This window comes from Streptomyces sp. NPDC051041, assembly GCF_044456065.1.
Taxonomy (GTDB): Bacteria; Actinomycetota; Actinomycetes; order Streptomycetales; family Streptomycetaceae; genus Streptomyces; species Streptomyces glaucus.
In genome coordinates this window covers 45,380-59,226 of sequence record NZ_JBITFM010000012.1, presented here as the reverse complement: position 1 = coordinate 59,226, position 13,847 = coordinate 45,380, and the positions used below count along the sequence as shown (strand labels likewise).

11 protein-coding genes are annotated in these 13,847 nt (G+C 70.5%); 8 read left to right on the top strand and 3 right to left on the bottom strand.

Annotated elements, in window-relative coordinates; all coding sequences use genetic code 11:
- Window positions 1–50 precede the first annotated feature (50 nt).
- From ACIBAI_RS19645 to ACIBAI_RS19635, 3 genes are all read left to right on the top strand, one after another.
- On the top strand, window positions 51–791 hold the full coding sequence (locus ACIBAI_RS19645; RefSeq protein WP_399035861.1) for an HAD family hydrolase: 741 nt from the start codon (window positions 51–53) through the stop codon (window positions 789–791).
- 444 nt (window positions 792–1,235) lie between these two features.
- Complete coding sequence (locus tag ACIBAI_RS19640) at window positions 1,236–2,840, top strand: ABC transporter substrate-binding protein (protein ID WP_399035859.1); 1,605 nt, start codon at window positions 1,236–1,238, stop codon at window positions 2,838–2,840.
- Window positions 2,841–2,908: 68 nt separating this feature from the next.
- Complete coding sequence (locus ACIBAI_RS19635; RefSeq protein ID WP_399035857.1) at window positions 2,909–4,495, top strand: ABC transporter substrate-binding protein; 1,587 nt, start codon at window positions 2,909–2,911, stop codon at window positions 4,493–4,495.
- Window positions 4,496–4,571: 76 nt separating this feature from the next.
- Here ACIBAI_RS19635 and ACIBAI_RS19630 read toward each other — a convergent pair whose 3' ends face one another.
- Both ACIBAI_RS19630 and ACIBAI_RS19625 read right to left on the bottom strand, forming a co-directional pair.
- Window positions 4,572–5,243 (bottom strand): response regulator, encoded by a 672-nt coding sequence (locus ACIBAI_RS19630; protein WP_399035856.1) that lies wholly within the window; start codon window positions 5,241–5,243, stop codon window positions 4,572–4,574.
- A gap of 14 nt (window positions 5,244–5,257) precedes the next feature.
- Window positions 5,258–6,235, bottom strand: a complete 978-nt coding sequence (locus ACIBAI_RS19625; RefSeq protein WP_399035853.1) for a RecB family exonuclease — start codon at window positions 6,233–6,235, stop codon at window positions 5,258–5,260.
- 172 nt (window positions 6,236–6,407) lie between these two features.
- On the opposite strand from ACIBAI_RS19625, the gene ACIBAI_RS19620 reads away from it, so the two are divergent.
- From ACIBAI_RS19620 to ACIBAI_RS19610, 3 genes are all read left to right on the top strand, one after another.
- Window positions 6,408–7,958 (top strand): site-2 protease family protein, encoded by a 1,551-nt coding sequence (locus tag ACIBAI_RS19620; RefSeq protein WP_399035850.1) that lies wholly within the window; start codon window positions 6,408–6,410, stop codon window positions 7,956–7,958.
- 58 nt (window positions 7,959–8,016) lie between these two features.
- Window positions 8,017–8,919 (top strand): tRNA (adenine-N1)-methyltransferase, encoded by a 903-nt coding sequence (locus tag ACIBAI_RS19615; RefSeq protein ID WP_399035848.1) that lies wholly within the window; start codon window positions 8,017–8,019, stop codon window positions 8,917–8,919.
- Window positions 8,920–9,127: 208 nt separating this feature from the next.
- Complete coding sequence (locus ACIBAI_RS19610) at window positions 9,128–9,709, top strand: hypothetical protein (protein WP_399035847.1); 582 nt, start codon at window positions 9,128–9,130, stop codon at window positions 9,707–9,709.
- Window positions 9,710–9,754: 45 nt separating this feature from the next.
- Here ACIBAI_RS19610 and ACIBAI_RS19605 read toward each other — a convergent pair whose 3' ends face one another.
- A complete protein-coding gene (locus tag ACIBAI_RS19605; protein ID WP_399035845.1) occupies window positions 9,755–10,060 on the bottom strand; it encodes a ferredoxin in 306 nt (101 codons plus the stop codon).
- 245 nt (window positions 10,061–10,305) lie between these two features.
- Here ACIBAI_RS19605 and arc point away from each other — a divergent pair, with 245 nt between their 5' ends.
- The gene (gene arc / locus ACIBAI_RS19600) at window positions 10,306–12,072 is read left to right on the top strand and encodes a proteasome ATPase (protein ID WP_399035843.1); all 1,767 of its coding nucleotides are present in this window, start codon (window positions 10,306–10,308) and stop codon (window positions 12,070–12,072) included.
- Between the two features lie 235 nt (window positions 12,073–12,307).
- Complete coding sequence (gene dop / locus ACIBAI_RS19595; RefSeq protein ID WP_399035841.1) at window positions 12,308–13,819, top strand: depupylase/deamidase Dop; 1,512 nt, start codon at window positions 12,308–12,310, stop codon at window positions 13,817–13,819.
- Window positions 13,820–13,847 lie beyond the last annotated feature (28 nt).

Below are 13,847 nucleotides of genomic sequence, written 5' to 3'. Positions count from 1 at the left end.
GTTCCCCTCGTGGGAACCGGCCTGATCGTCCCTCAAGGAGGCACGTCCGGATGACGAGTACGGTCCCCGCGCCCGGAACCCTTCCCCGAGTGCTCGGCTCCGCCCGAGCGGGGAAGACCCCCACGGCCCAAGACTCCGCCCTGCAGGCCGTGCTCCTCGACATGGACGGAACCCTGGTGGACACCGAGGGGTTCTGGTGGGACGTGGAGGTCGAGGTGTTCGCCGCCCTCGGACACACCCTCGACGAGTCCTGGCGCCACGTCGTGGTCGGCGGTCCGATGTCCCGCAGCGCCGGTTTCCTGATCGAGGCCACGGGCGCCGACATCAGCCTCGCCGAGCTCACCGTGCTGCTGAACAAGGGCTTCGAGGACCGCATCGACCACTCCCTGCCGCTCATGCCGGGCGCCGCCCGGCTGCTGGCGGAGCTGCACCAGCACGAGATCCCCACCGCCCTGGTCTCCGCCTCGCACCGGCGCATCATCGACCGGGTGCTGGCCTCGCTGGGCCCCCATCACTTCGCCCTGACCGTCGCCGGGGACGAGGTGCCGCGCACCAAGCCCCACCCCGACCCGTACCTGACCGCGGCCGCCGGACTCGGCGTCGACCCGGCCGGATGCGCCGTCGTCGAGGACACCGTGACCGGGGTCGCCGCCGCGGAGGCGGCCGGCTGCCATGTCGTGGCGGTGCCGTCGGTGGCCCCCATCGCCCCGGCCGCCCGGCGGACCGTCGTCTCCTCGCTGGAAGAGGTCGACCTGGCATTTCTGCGCGGGCTGATGACGCAAATGCGCTAACCCTTCACCCAGCGTGCAGAGGCGATAGGGACCGAATTCCGGAACCCGAGTCCAGGTCGAACGCGAAGGCTTGTCGGAGGAATTCAAGCCCGTCCGGCAGGACGTATTCCGGGAGCCGTACGCCTTGTTCCCGGTGTGACGTTCCCCACGTCTCAAGGGGTCGACAGGCGGCCTCACGTGTGCTGTTCACCCCTTTTCGGTGGGCGCCGGGGTGCCTTTGTGTCCTGATTGGTGAAGCGCTGCACTAATCCTTCCCCTGTCGGGTTTTCGGTCTGTCCGCGCCCGGTTCCGCTGCGTGATGGCGGCTCAACTCCGGTGGCCGCGAGCCCCCGTGCGGGCGCGGACTAATCTCATCGCGAGAACCTCGCCCCTACCACCCGTGATCCGCCGCGACACCCATGCATGTCGGATACACGGACCCGACAGCTCTGGAGAAAATCGAGCATGAACCGCAAGACTTTGGTGCTGCCGGCCGTGGTCGGCCTGCTCGCGCCGGTGCTCGCCGCGTGCGGCGGGTCCGACAGCGGCAGCGGCGGCGGTGACGCGATCGTCGTCGGCACCACGGACCGGTTCACCGCCTCGAAGAAGGTCCCCGCGCCTCTCGACCCGGCCTACGCCTACGACGTCGGCACCTGGAACATCCTGCGCCAGACCGTGCAGACCCTGATGGTCCAGCCGCGCGGCGACGGCGAGCCGGTGCCCGAGGCCGCCGAGAAGTGCGGTTTCACCGACACCGGCAACGAGCGCTACGCCTGCACCCTGCGCGACGGCCTGAAGTTCGCGAACGGCGACCCCGTCACCGCGGCGGACGTGAAGTACTCCATCGACCGGGCCCGCTCGATCAAGGCCGACAGCGGCGTGTTCGCCCTGCTGTCCACCATCGACACCGTCGAGACGCAGGGTGACCGCGAGGTCATCTTCCACCTCAAGACCGCCGACGCCACCTTCCCGTTCAAGCTGTCGACCCCGGTCGCGGGCATCGTCAACCCGGACGACTACGCGAAGGACGAGCTGCGCGACGGCTTCGACGTGGACGGCTCCGGCCCGTACACGCTGGAGTCCGAGGTGAAGAACAACGAGCTGGTCAAGGCCGTGTTCACCAAGAACCCCAGTTACAAGGGGACGTTGGAGGTGAACAACGACAAGGTGGAGATGGTCTCCTTCGCCGACGCCGACGCCATGGGCGCCGCGCTCGACAAGGGCGACATCGACGTCATGACCCGCACCATGTCGCCGGAGCAGATCCGCAAGCTCTCCAACGACTCCGACGACGCCGTCGACCTCGTCGAGATGCCCGGCCTGGAGATCCGCTACCTGGGCTTCAACACCGACGCGCCGACGGTGAGGTCCAAGGCCGTCCGCAAGGCGATGGCCCAGATCATCAACCGCAACGAGCTCATCTCCAAGGTCTACGGATCCCAGGCCGAGCCGCTGTACTCGATGGTCCCGGCCAGCATCACCGGCCACTCCAACTCGTTCTTCAACAGGTACGGCGACCCGAGCGTCACCAAGGCCAAGTCGCTGCTGAGCCAGGCCAACGTCACCACCCCGGTGAAGCTGACGCTGCACTACACCACCGACCACTACGGCCCGGCCACCAAGAAGGAGTTCGAGGAGCTGCAGAAGCAGCTGAACGCCAGCGGCCTGTTCGACGTCAGTATCAAGGGCACCCCCTGGGAGACCTTCCGCCCGGCCGAGCAGAGCGGCAAGTACGACGTCTACGGCATGGGCTGGTTCCCGGACTTCCCCGACGCCGACAGCTACCTCGCGCCGTTCCTCGACGAGGACAACACCCTCGGTCTGCCGTACGCCAACAGCACCATCCGCAACTCCCTGATCCCGGACTCCCGCCGCGAGGCCGACCGGCTCTCCGCCACCGAGAGCCTGACGGAGATCCAGGACATGGTCGCCGACGACGTACCGCTGCTGCCGCTGTGGCAGGGCAAGCAGTACGTGGCCGCGCGGGACGACGTGACGGGCACCGCGTACGTCGTCAACTCCTCCTCGACCCTGCAACTGTGGGAGCTCGGCCGTGGTGTGAGCGGCTGACCCCTCCTGCCCCGGGGCCCCGGACGGCGGCTCCGGGGCCCGATCATGCAACGACAAGGCACCTGCAAGTGAACGTGCGTAACCCGTGGCCGGTCCTGCCCGTCGTGGTCGGACTGGCCTCCGGCCTGTTGACCGGCTGTGGAACGGAGACCGGCGGATCCGCGGCCGGCGACTCCTCCGTGGTGGTGGGGATGTCCGACGACGTCCTGGCCACGGACCCGGCCGCCGGCTACGACCCAGGGTCCTGGCTGCTGTTCAACAACGTCTTCCAGTCCCTGCTGAGCTTCCCCAAGGGAGCCACCGAGCCGCAGCCGGAGGCCGCCGAGAGGTGCGTCTTCACGGACACCGCGACGAAGGTCTACACCTGCACGCTGAAGAGCGGGCTCAAGTTCAGCAACGGTGACCCGCTCACCTCGAAGGACGTCAAGTTCTCCTTCGACCGCATGCTGGCGATCAACGACCCCGACGGCCCCGCGGTCATGTTCCCCACGCTCGAGAAGGTCGAGACGCCGGACGAGAAGACCGTCGTCTTCCGCCTCGGCACCCCCGACGCCACCTTCCCGAGCAAGATCGCCTCCGGTGCCGGCTCCATCGTCGACCACCGGCAGTACGACGCGCAAGGGCTGCGCGAGGACGGCGAGGCGGTCGGCTCCGGCCCGTACAAGCTGGAGTCGTTCGGCGAGGACCGGGCCGTCTTCTCGATCAACCAGCACTACAGGGGCACCGCCGAGGCCCAGAACGACGGCGTGACCCTGAGGTTCTTCCACGGCGACCAGACCGCGCTGAAGAAGGCGCTCATGGACGGCGAGGTCGACGTCGCCTACCGCGGCCTCAGCGCGACCGACATCGCGGACATCGAGAAGGCCGACGACGGCACCGGCAACGGCGTCGAGGTCGTCGAGGGCAGCAGCGCCGAGGTCCAGCACCTGGTGTTCAACATGGACGACCCGGTGGCCGGGAAGCGCGGCGTGCGCCGGGCCATCGCCCACCTGCTCGACCGCGACGCCCTCATCGAGGACGTCTACCAGGGCACGGCGACCCCGCTGTACTCGATCGTCCCGGCCGGTATCGCGGGCCACAACACGGCGTTCTTCGACACCTACGGCGCCCGCCCCTCCAGGTCCAGGGCCGCCGCCGCGCTGCGCGCCGAGGGCATCACCGGCAAGGTGAAGCTGACCCTGTGGTCGACCCCGTCCCGCTACGGCCCGGCCACCGACCAGGAGATGGAGGCGATCGCGCAGCAGCTCAACGCGAGCGGGCTGTTCGACGCCGACGTCGAGTCGGTCGCCTTCGACCAGTACGAGAAGGACGTCGCCGCGGGCCGGTACGGTGTGTACGTCAAGGGCTGGGTCCCCGACTACCCCGACCCCGACAACTTCACGGCCCCCTTCTTCGGCAAGGGCAACGTGCTGGGCAACAACTACGGCAACAGCACGATCACCGGCTCGCTCATCCCGCGCACCGCCGCCGAGACCGACCGCTCCGCCACCGACGAGGAGTTCGGCCGGCTGCAGGACATCGTCGCCGAGGAGATCCCCGTCCTCCCGGTCTGGCAGGCCAAGCAGTACGCCGTCGTCCAGGACGGCGTCTACGGCCTGGAGTCCTGCCTGGACGCCTCGACCGTGTTCCGGTTCTGGGAGCTCAGCAAGCCCTGACGGACGGGCCCACCCACGCGGAAGGGCGCCCCCTCCGCCCGGAGGGGGCGCCCTTCCGCGCCGCGCACCGGCCGCCCTACTGCGCGCCGGGGCGCACCAGCCCGCTCTCGTAGGCGTACACCGCGGCCTGCACCCGGTCGCGCAGCCCCAGCTTGGTCAGGACATGACCCACGTGCGTCTTGACGGTGGTCTCGCTGACGAACAGGTCGGCGGCGATCTCCGCGTTGGACAGTCCGCGCGCCACCAGCTTCAGCACCTCGACCTCGCGGTCGGTGAGCGTGTGCAGGGCGTCCGGGACCGGCTCGTCGCCCGAGGGGAGATGCGTGGCGTACTTGTCGAGCAGCCGCCTGGTGATGCTCGGGGCGAGCATCGCCTCGCCGGCGGCCACCACGCGGATCGCCTGCACCAGCTCGCCCGCCGGGGCGTCCTTCAGCAGGAAGCCGCTGGCACCGGCCCTCAGCGCCTCCACCACGTACTCGTCGAGGTCGAAGGTGGTCAGCACCAGCACCTTCGCCGGGCCGTCCCGCCCGGGGCCGGTGATCTGCCGGGTCGCCTCCACGCCGTCCATCCGCGGCATGCGGATGTCCATCAGCACCACGTCGGGCTGCAGGGCCCGCACCTGGTCGAGGGCCTGGAGGCCGTCCCCGGCCTCGCCGACGACGGCGATGTCCTGCTCCGCCTCCAGGATCATCCGGAAGCCCGTACGCAGCAGAGGCTGGTCGTCGACCAGTAGGACGCGGATGGCCACGCAAGTCTCCTTCGCTAGTCCGGCCCCATTCTGCCCTGCGGCCCGGCCGCCGGCCCGGCCGCCCCGACCGGCAGCGGGTAGGGCGGGGGAGTGCCGCCGAACTCCGGACAGTGCGCCTGGTGGTCGCACCAGCCGCACAGCCTGGTGGGGCGCGGACGCCAGTCGCCCGTCTCGGTCGCCTGCCGGATCGCCTCCCACAGCGCCAGCAGCTTGCGCTCGACGCGCTCCAGGTCGGCGGGGACCGGGTCGTACGTCAGCACGTCACCGCTGCCGAGATAGACGAGCTGGAGGCGGCGCGGGACCACCTTCTTCAGCCGCCAGACGACGAGGGCGTAGAACTTCATCTGGAACAGGGCGCTCTCGGCGTACTCGGGCCGGGGCGCCCTGCCCGTCTTGTAGTCGACGATCCGCACCTCGCCGGTGGGCGCGACGTCGACCCGGTCGATGATGCCGCGCAGCCGCAGCCCGGACTCCAGCTCGGCCTCGACGAACAGCTCGCGCTCGGCGGGCTCCAGGCGGCTCGGGTCCTCCAGCGTGAACCAGCGCTCGACGAGCCGCTCCGCCTCACCGAGCCAGCGCGCCAGCCGCTCGCCCTCCGGATCGTCCGCGAACAGCTCCGCGACCTCCGGCCTGGTCTCGCGCAGCCGCTCCCACTGGCCCGGGACGAGGGCCTTCGCCCGCGGAGGCGTGCGCTCGGCCGCCGGGGCGTCGAAGAGCCGCTCCAGCACGGCGTGCACCAGGGTGCCCCGGGTCGCCGCCTCGCTCGGCTTCTCCGGCAGCCGGTCGATGACGCGGAACCGGTACAGCAGGGGGCACTGCATGAAGTCGTTGGCGCGCGAGGGCGAGAGCGCGGCGGGGACCGCGGCGGCCGCGGCGGGGGCAGCGGTGTCCGCGGCCGCCGCCGTCGTCGCCGGCCCGGCCGGGGCCGGCGGATCGGCCGACGCGGCCGGGCTGCTGGGGGCCTGCGCGACGCCCTCGGTGCTCGTCTCCATGTCCCCAGACCTTACGGCCCGCCACCGACAGTGCCCAGCCGTGGCCGTGACGTGCGCGGCGGAGGGCGGCCGCAGGGGTGCCGGGGCGGACCGGGGCGCCGCGGCCGCATACCATCGACCTGAGACCCTCCCGCCCGGCAGGCGCGGGAGACGCTTCGAACGAGGGGACACCGTGGACGTGAGCGGCGGGAGCGGGCAGCCGCGGTCCGGCAACGACGAGTCGGCCGAGCACCAGGCGGGGCCTGCGACCCCGCCTGCCGGCCCGGACGCGAGCGGCCGCCCCGGCACCCCCGCGACCGCCCCGGAACCGCAGCCCGGCGAGGGCGCCCCGGCCGACGGCCGGACGGCGGAGGAGGGGACGGACGGCCCGGCCGACGGGGACGCGGTACGGGAGCGGGACCGCGGGGAGGCCCACGGGGACCCGCTCCGCAAGCGGACCCCGGACGAGCCCGCCCCCGGCCACGCACCGCCGTCCCCCGCCGCCGGCGACCCCGCTCCGGCCCGTGACCCCCACGACCGCGCGCACGCGCGCTCCGGCACCGGCCGGGGCCGGCCGCCGCAGCGGCCCCCGGAGAGCCGCGGAGGGCTGCTGATGGGGCGGCCGTTCGGGGTGCCCGTGTACGTGGCGCCCAGCTGGTTCCTCGTCGCCGCGCTGATCACCTGGGTGTTCGGCGGGCAGCTCGACCGCGTGCTGCCCGAGCTCGGCGCCGCCCGCTACCTGGTGTCCCTCTTCTTCGCGGTGGCCTTCTACGCCTCCGTCCTGGTCCACGAACTCGCCCACACCGTCGCCGCCCTGCGCTTCAAGCTCCCGGTCCGCCGCATCCAGCTCCAGTTCTTCGGCGGCGTCTCCGAGATCGAGAAGGAGGCCGAGACCCCCGGCCGCGAGTTCGTCCTGGCCTTCGTCGGCCCCCTGCTCTCCCTCGTCCTCGCCGGTGCGTTCTACCTCGCCCTGCAACCCGTGGAGCCCGGCACCGTCCCCGGCGTCCTGCTGGCCGGCCTGATGATCTCCAACCTGATCGTGGCCGCCTTCAACCTCCTGCCCGGCCTCCCCCTGGACGGCGGCCGCATGCTCCGCGCCGTCGTCTGGAAGATCACCGGCAAGCCGATGAGCGGCACGGTCGCCGCCGCCTGGGTCGGCCGCGCCCTCGCCGTCTCCGTCCTCATCGGGCTGCCCCTGCTCACCCAGTCCGGCGCGCTCGGCTCCGACGCCGTGGACAACGTCGGCATGGACACGGTCCTGGACGCCCTGCTCGCCGCGATCCTCGCCGCGATCATCTGGACCGGCGCCGGCAACAGCCTGCGCATGGCCCGCCTGCGCGAGCACCTGCCCGAGCTGCGCGCCCGCACCCTCACCCGCCGCGCGGTCCCCGTCGAGTCCGACACCCCGCTGTCCGAGGCCCTGCGCCGCGCCAACGCCGCCGGAGCCCGCGCCCTGGTCGTCGTCGACACCGACGGCACCCCCCTGTCGATCGTCCGGGAGGCCGCCATCGTCGGCGTACCCGAGCACCGCCGCCCCTGGGTCGCGGTCGGCGGCCTCGCCCAGGAGCTCACCGACGGCATGCGCGTCTCGGCGGAGCTGGCGGGGGAGGGGCTCCTGGACGCCCTGCGCGCCACCCCGGCGACCGAGTACCTGGTGGTCGAGGAGACCGGTGAGATCTACGGCGTCCTGTCCGCGGCCGACGTGGAGCGCGCCTTCGTCAGGGCCATGGCCCGCCCCAGCTGAGGACCGCTCCCCCGAAGCGGTGGTCGGCGGCCCCCTCGGGTGCCGGTAGGCTGGTCGCATGTCCGAACCGACCGGTGCCGCCCGCAGGCGCGGGCCCTTCAAGGTCGGGGACCAGGTACAGCTGACCGACCCCAAGGGCCGCCACTACACGTTCACGCTCGAGGCCGGGAAGAACTTCCACACCCACAAGGGTTCCTTCCCGCACGACGAACTGATCGGCGCTCCCGAGGGCAGCGTTGTCCGCACCACCGGGAACGTCGCCTATCTCGCGCTGCGCCCCCTGCTCCCCGACTACGTCCTGTCCATGCCCCGCGGGGCAGCCGTCGTGTACCCGAAGGACGCGGGGCAGATCCTCGCCTTCGCCGACATCTTCCCCGGCGCGCGCGTCGTGGAGGCCGGCGTCGGCTCCGGCTCGCTCAGCGCCTTCCTGCTGCGCGCCATCGGCGACCAGGGCATGCTGCACAGCTACGAGCGCCGTGCCGACTTCGCGGAGATCGCGCAGGCGAACGTCGAGCGCTACTTCGGCGGCCCGCACCCCGCCTGGCAGCTCACCGTGGGCGACCTCCAGGACAACCTGTCCGACGCCGACGTCGACCGCGTCATCCTCGACATGCTGGCCCCCTGGGAGTGCCTGGAGGCCGTCTCCAAGGCGCTCGTGCCCGGCGGCATCCTGTGCTGCTACGTCGCGACCACCACCCAGCTCGCCCGGACCGTCGAGTCCATCCGGGAGATCGGCTGCTTCAACGAGCCCACCTCCTGGGAGACGATGATCCGCAACTGGCACGTCGAGGGCCTGGCCGTCCGCCCCGACCACCGGATGATCGGCCACACCGGCTTCCTGCTCACCGCCCGCCGCCTCGCCGACGGCGTCGAGCCGCCCATGCGCCGCCGCCGCCCCGCCAAGGGCGCCTACGGCGAGGACTACACCGGCCCCAACGCCGACGGAGGCGCCGGCCGCTGAGACGGCCCGCGCCGGACACAACACACGGGCGCCGGTGCCGAGTTCCCCCGCGCCGGAGGGAACCCGGCACCGGCGCCCGTGTGTTGACACGGCACCGGAATCCGTAAGCGCGCAGGTCCGGAACCCGCCCCCGCCGTTCCCCCGCCCTGTGACGTGTGGCACGATGCTGGCCATCCCACCGGCACAGCCCTCACAGGAGACACTCCTCGTGCAGCCTTCCGCCGTCCCGGAACTCGCCCACACGCACACCCGCCCGATCCACTGGGTCGCCACCGCCACCGCTGTCGCCGCCGTCGTCGCCCTGTCCTCGGTGCTCCAGCCCGGCTCCGCGACGGCGGCCCAGGCGGCCGGTGCCGGGACGAAGGCCGCGGCCCCGGCGGAGGCCGCGCCGCCCGACCCGGCGGGCGTCGCCTTCCCCCTCGAATGCGGCCCGGTGGAGGCCGTGGTGAAGAAGAAGGCGTCCGGCGACCTCGACGGCGACGGCAGGCCCGAGACGGTGGCCGTGGTGCACTGCGACTCGCCCATGGGCACCCCGCCCGACGGCGTCTACGTCCTCGCCCCGGGCGCCGCGGGCGGCGAGCCCCGCGTGGTGGCCACCCTCGTCGACCCCGAGGACCGCACCAACGTCACCGACTTCTCCGTACGGGACGGAGCCGTCCACGCCACGCTCCTCGGCTACTCCTCGTCCGACGTGCCCAGTTGCTGCCCCGACCTGAAGGACGACGTGAAGTGGCGGTGGGAGAACGGCGCGTTCATCCGCTCGACACCGTCCCAGGCCCGCTCGGTGTGAGAAGTGTGAGAAAACAGACAGTAATCACGCGGGGTGCTTATTTGGTCACTCCGCGTCCGGGCCGTAGATCTCGACCCTGTCCGAAACTCGACGCACGTGGATGCACTCGCCGGGACATTCCTTCGCGGAGTCGATCACATCCGTGAGAAGGGGCAGCGGCACGGGCGTTGCCGCTCCCCTGTCCTGCAGAAGCTCCTCGTCCGGGCCCTTGACGTAGGCCAGACCGTCGATGTCCAGCTCGAACACCTCGGGCGCGTACTGGGCGCAGATGCCGTCACCGGTACACAGGTCCTGGTCGATCCAGACCTCCAGTGCCTCGCCGTCGACTCCGGCCGCCTGCTGCACGCTCATCTCTCCTGCCGCTTCCTGCCCCGAGCCGGTCGAGAATCCGGCCAGCTCTGACGGGTGTTGAACGCTTCGACCCTACCTCCGACTGGGTTCCAATCATGTTCGGTGGGTATTCCCCTGGCGTGAGGGAGAGCGCAAGGGTGAAGATCGGACACACCCCGACAGTCTTTGTGATCTAGGGGTTTCAATCGGCACCCGCCCAGGTAGGGTCTGGAAGCGTCCAGCTCCCCTTGGAGGAGGTGAGGACCGTGGCAGCCCACGACGACGACATGAACCGCGGCATCCGCCCGGGACGCGGGTCCGAAGACCCGGCCGGGCAGATTGCCTATCTCGAGCAGGAGATCGCCGTCCTGCGACGCAAGCTCGCCGACTCTCCGCGGCACACGAGAATTCTCGAAGAGCGGATCGTCGAGTTGCAGACCAATCTGGCCGGCGTGTCCGCGCAGAACGAGCGGCTCGCCAGTACGCTCCGCGAGGCCCGCGACCAGATCGTGGCCCTCAAGGAGGAAGTCGACCGGCTCGCCCAGCCGCCGGCCGGCTTCGGTGTCTTCCTGCAGGCGAACGAGGACGGCACCGCCGACATCTTCACCGGGGGCCGCAAGCTCCGGGTGAACGTCAGCCCCAGCGTCGAGCTCGACGAACTGCGGCGCGGCCAGGAAGTCATGCTCAACGAAGCGCTCAACGTGGTCGAGGCCATGGAATTCGAGCGCGTCGGGGACATCGTCACCCTCAAGGAGATCCTGGAGGACGGCGAGCGCGCCCTGGTGCTCGGGCACACCGACGAGGAGCGGGTGGTGCGGCTCGCCGAGCCGTTGCTGGACGTGACCATCCGCCCCGGCGACGCCCTGCTGCTCGAACCCCGATCGGGCTACGTCTACGAGGTCGTGCCGAAGAGCGAGGTCGAGGAACTCGTCCTCGAAGAGGTCCCGGACATCGGCTACGAGCAGATCGGCGGCCTGGGCAACCAGATCGAGGCGATCCGTGACGCGGTCGAGCTGCCGTACCTCTACCCGGACCTGTTCAAGGAGCACGAGCTCCGCCCGCCCAAGGGCGTGCTGCTCTACGGCCCGCCCGGATGCGGCAAGACGCTGATCGCCAAGGCCGTGGCCAACTCGCTGGCCAAGAAGGTCGCCGAGGTGACCGGCCAGGCCGCCGGCAAGAGCTTCTTCCTCAACATCAAGGGCCCCGAGCTGCTGAACAAGTACGTCGGCGAGACCGAGCGGCAGATCCGCCTGGTCTTCCAGCGGGCCCGTGAGAAGGCCAGCGAGGGCACTCCCGTGATCGTCTTCTTCGACGAGATGGAGTCCCTGTTCCGCACCCGCGGCTCCGGTGTCAGCTCGGACGTGGAGAACACCATCGTCCCGCAGCTGCTCGCCGAGATCGACGGTGTGGAGGGCCTGCAGAACGTGGTCGTGATCGGCGCCTCCAACCGCGAGGACATGATCGACCCCGCGATCCTGCGGCCCGGCCGGCTCGACGTGAAGATCAAGATCGAGCGTCCGGACGCCGAAGCGGCCAAGGACATCTTCGGGAAGTACCTCACCGAGCGCCTTCCGCTGCACGAGGAGGACCTCGCGGAGCACGGCGGCGACAAGGCGGCCACCGTCCAGGCGATGATCCAGACGGCGGTGGAGCACATGTACGCCGAATCCGAGGAGAACCGCTTCCTGGAGGTCACCTACGCGAACGGCGACAAGGAAGTTCTCTATTTCAAGGACTTCAACTCCGGCGCCATGATCGAGAACATCGTCGGCCGCGCCAAGAAAATGGCGATCAAGGACTTCCTGGAGAAGAACCAGAAGGGCCTTCGGGTCTCCCACCTGCTCCAGGCCTGCGTGGACGAGTTCAAGGAGAACGAGGACCTGCCCAACACCACGAATCCGGACGACTGGGCCCGGATCTCCGGAAAGAAGGGCGAGCGGATCGTGTACATCCGTACGCTCGTCACCGGAAAGCAGGGCGCGGACACCGGACGCTCCATCGACACGGTGGCGAACACCGGTCAGTACCTGTAAAAGGCAGGGCGGCTGCGGGTGCCCTCAGCGGGTACCCGCAGCCGACTGTTTTTCGGGGCCACGGCTGGAGCACAGCAATGACGCAAATGATCTCCCCACCAGCGCAAAGGCGTTCTAGGCTCTTCCGTACCGCCGAGTCGCGCAGTGCGGGGACGGGCACCGCACACGCAATCGAGCGCCGGCGGTATCTGAGCGACGCCCACGACCGAGGGCGCCGTCGGGCAAGGAGGGCCGCATGACCGTACGGCGAGTAATGGGCATCGAGACGGAATACGGGATCTCTGTCCCCGGCCACCCGAATGCCAATGCCATGCTCACCTCGTCCCAGATCGTCAACGCCTATGCGGCGGCGATGCACCGGGCCCGCCGGGCCCGCTGGGATTTCGAGGAGGAGAACCCGCTGCGGGACGCGCGAGGCTTCGACCTCGCCCGCGAGGCGGCCGACTCCAGCCAGCTCACCGACGAGGACATCGGCCTGGCCAATGTGATCCTCACCAACGGAGCGCGGCTCTACGTCGACCACGCGCACCCCGAGTACAGCGCGCCCGAGGTCACCAATCCCCGGGACGCCGTCCTGTGGGACAAGGCCGGCGAGCGGATCATGGCGGAGGCCGCGGAACGGGCCGGCCGGCTGCCCGGTGCCCAGCCCATCCACCTGTACAAGAACAACACCGACAACAAGGGCGCCTCCTACGGCACGCACGAGAACTACCTGATGAAGCGGGAGACCCCCTTCTCGGACATCGTGCGCCACCTCACGCCCTTCTTCGTCTCCCGGCAGGTCTTCGCCGGAGCCGGCCGCGTCGGCATCGGCCAGGACGGCCACGAGCACGGCTTCCAGCTCAGCCAGCGCGCGGACTACTTCGAGGTCGAGGTCGGCCTGGAGACCACGCTCAAGCGGCCGATCATCAACACCCGCGACGAGCCCCACGCCGACGCGGAGAAGTACCGCCGCCTGCACGTGATCATCGGCGACGCGAACCTGTCGGAGATCTCGACGTACCTGAAGCTGGGCACGACGGCGCTGGTGCTGTCGATGATCGAGGACGGCTTCATCGCCGTCGACCTGGCCGTCGACCAGCCCGTGCGCACCCTCCACCAGGTCTCGCACGACCCGTCCCTGAAACACCTGGTCACGCTCCGCAGCGGCCGGACGCTCACCGCGGTCCAGCTGCAGATGGAGTACTACGAGCTGGCGCGCAAGTACGTGGAGGAGCGGTTCGGGGCGGACGCCGACGAGCAGACCAAGGACGTCCTGTCCCGCTGGGAGGACACCCTCACCCGCCTGGAGAACGACCCGATGAGCCTGGCCGGCGAGCTGGACTGGGTCGCCAAGCGGGAGCTCATGGAGGGCTACCGGCGCCGCGACAACCTCGACTGGGACGCCGCGCGGCTCCACCTGGTGGACCTGCAGTACGCCGACGTGCGCCCCGAGAAGGGCCTGTACAACCGCCTGGTGGCCCGTGGGCGCATGAAGCGGCTGCTGGACGAGGCGGAGGTCGAGCGGGCCCGTACGAAGCCGCCCGAGGACACGCGGGCGTACTTCCGCGGGCGCTGCCTGGAGCAGTACGCGGACGACGTGGCGGCGGCCTCCTGGGACTCGGTGATCTTCGATCTGCCGGGCCGGGACTCGCTCCAGCGGGTCCCAACCCTGGAACCGCTTCGCGGAACGCGTAATCACGTCAAGGAGCTCCTGGACCGCTGTCGTACGGCGGAGGACCTGGTCAGGGTCCTGTCCGGCGGCTGAGTGGGTACTCGTGCCGAGTCGGCCGGGC

What these genes read in the sequence shown, in the direction of transcription:
- ACIBAI_RS19615 (WP_399035848.1), top strand. Translation starts at nt 8,017, where the DNA reads ATGTCCGAACCGACCGGTGCCGCCCGCAGGCGCGGGCCCTTCAAGGTC.
- ACIBAI_RS19605 (WP_399035845.1), bottom strand. Translation starts at nt 10,060, where the DNA reads ATGAGCGTGCAGCAGGCGGCCGGAGTCGACGGCGAGGCACTGGAGGTC.
- dop (WP_399035841.1), top strand. Translation starts at nt 12,308, where the DNA reads ATGACCGTACGGCGAGTAATGGGCATCGAGACGGAATACGGGATCTCT.
- ACIBAI_RS19640 (WP_399035859.1), top strand. Translation starts at nt 1,236, where the DNA reads ATGAACCGCAAGACTTTGGTGCTGCCGGCCGTGGTCGGCCTGCTCGCG.
- ACIBAI_RS19625 (WP_399035853.1), bottom strand. Translation starts at nt 6,235, where the DNA reads ATGGAGACGAGCACCGAGGGCGTCGCGCAGGCCCCCAGCAGCCCGGCC.
- ACIBAI_RS19645 (WP_399035861.1), top strand. Translation starts at nt 51, where the DNA reads ATGACGAGTACGGTCCCCGCGCCCGGAACCCTTCCCCGAGTGCTCGGC.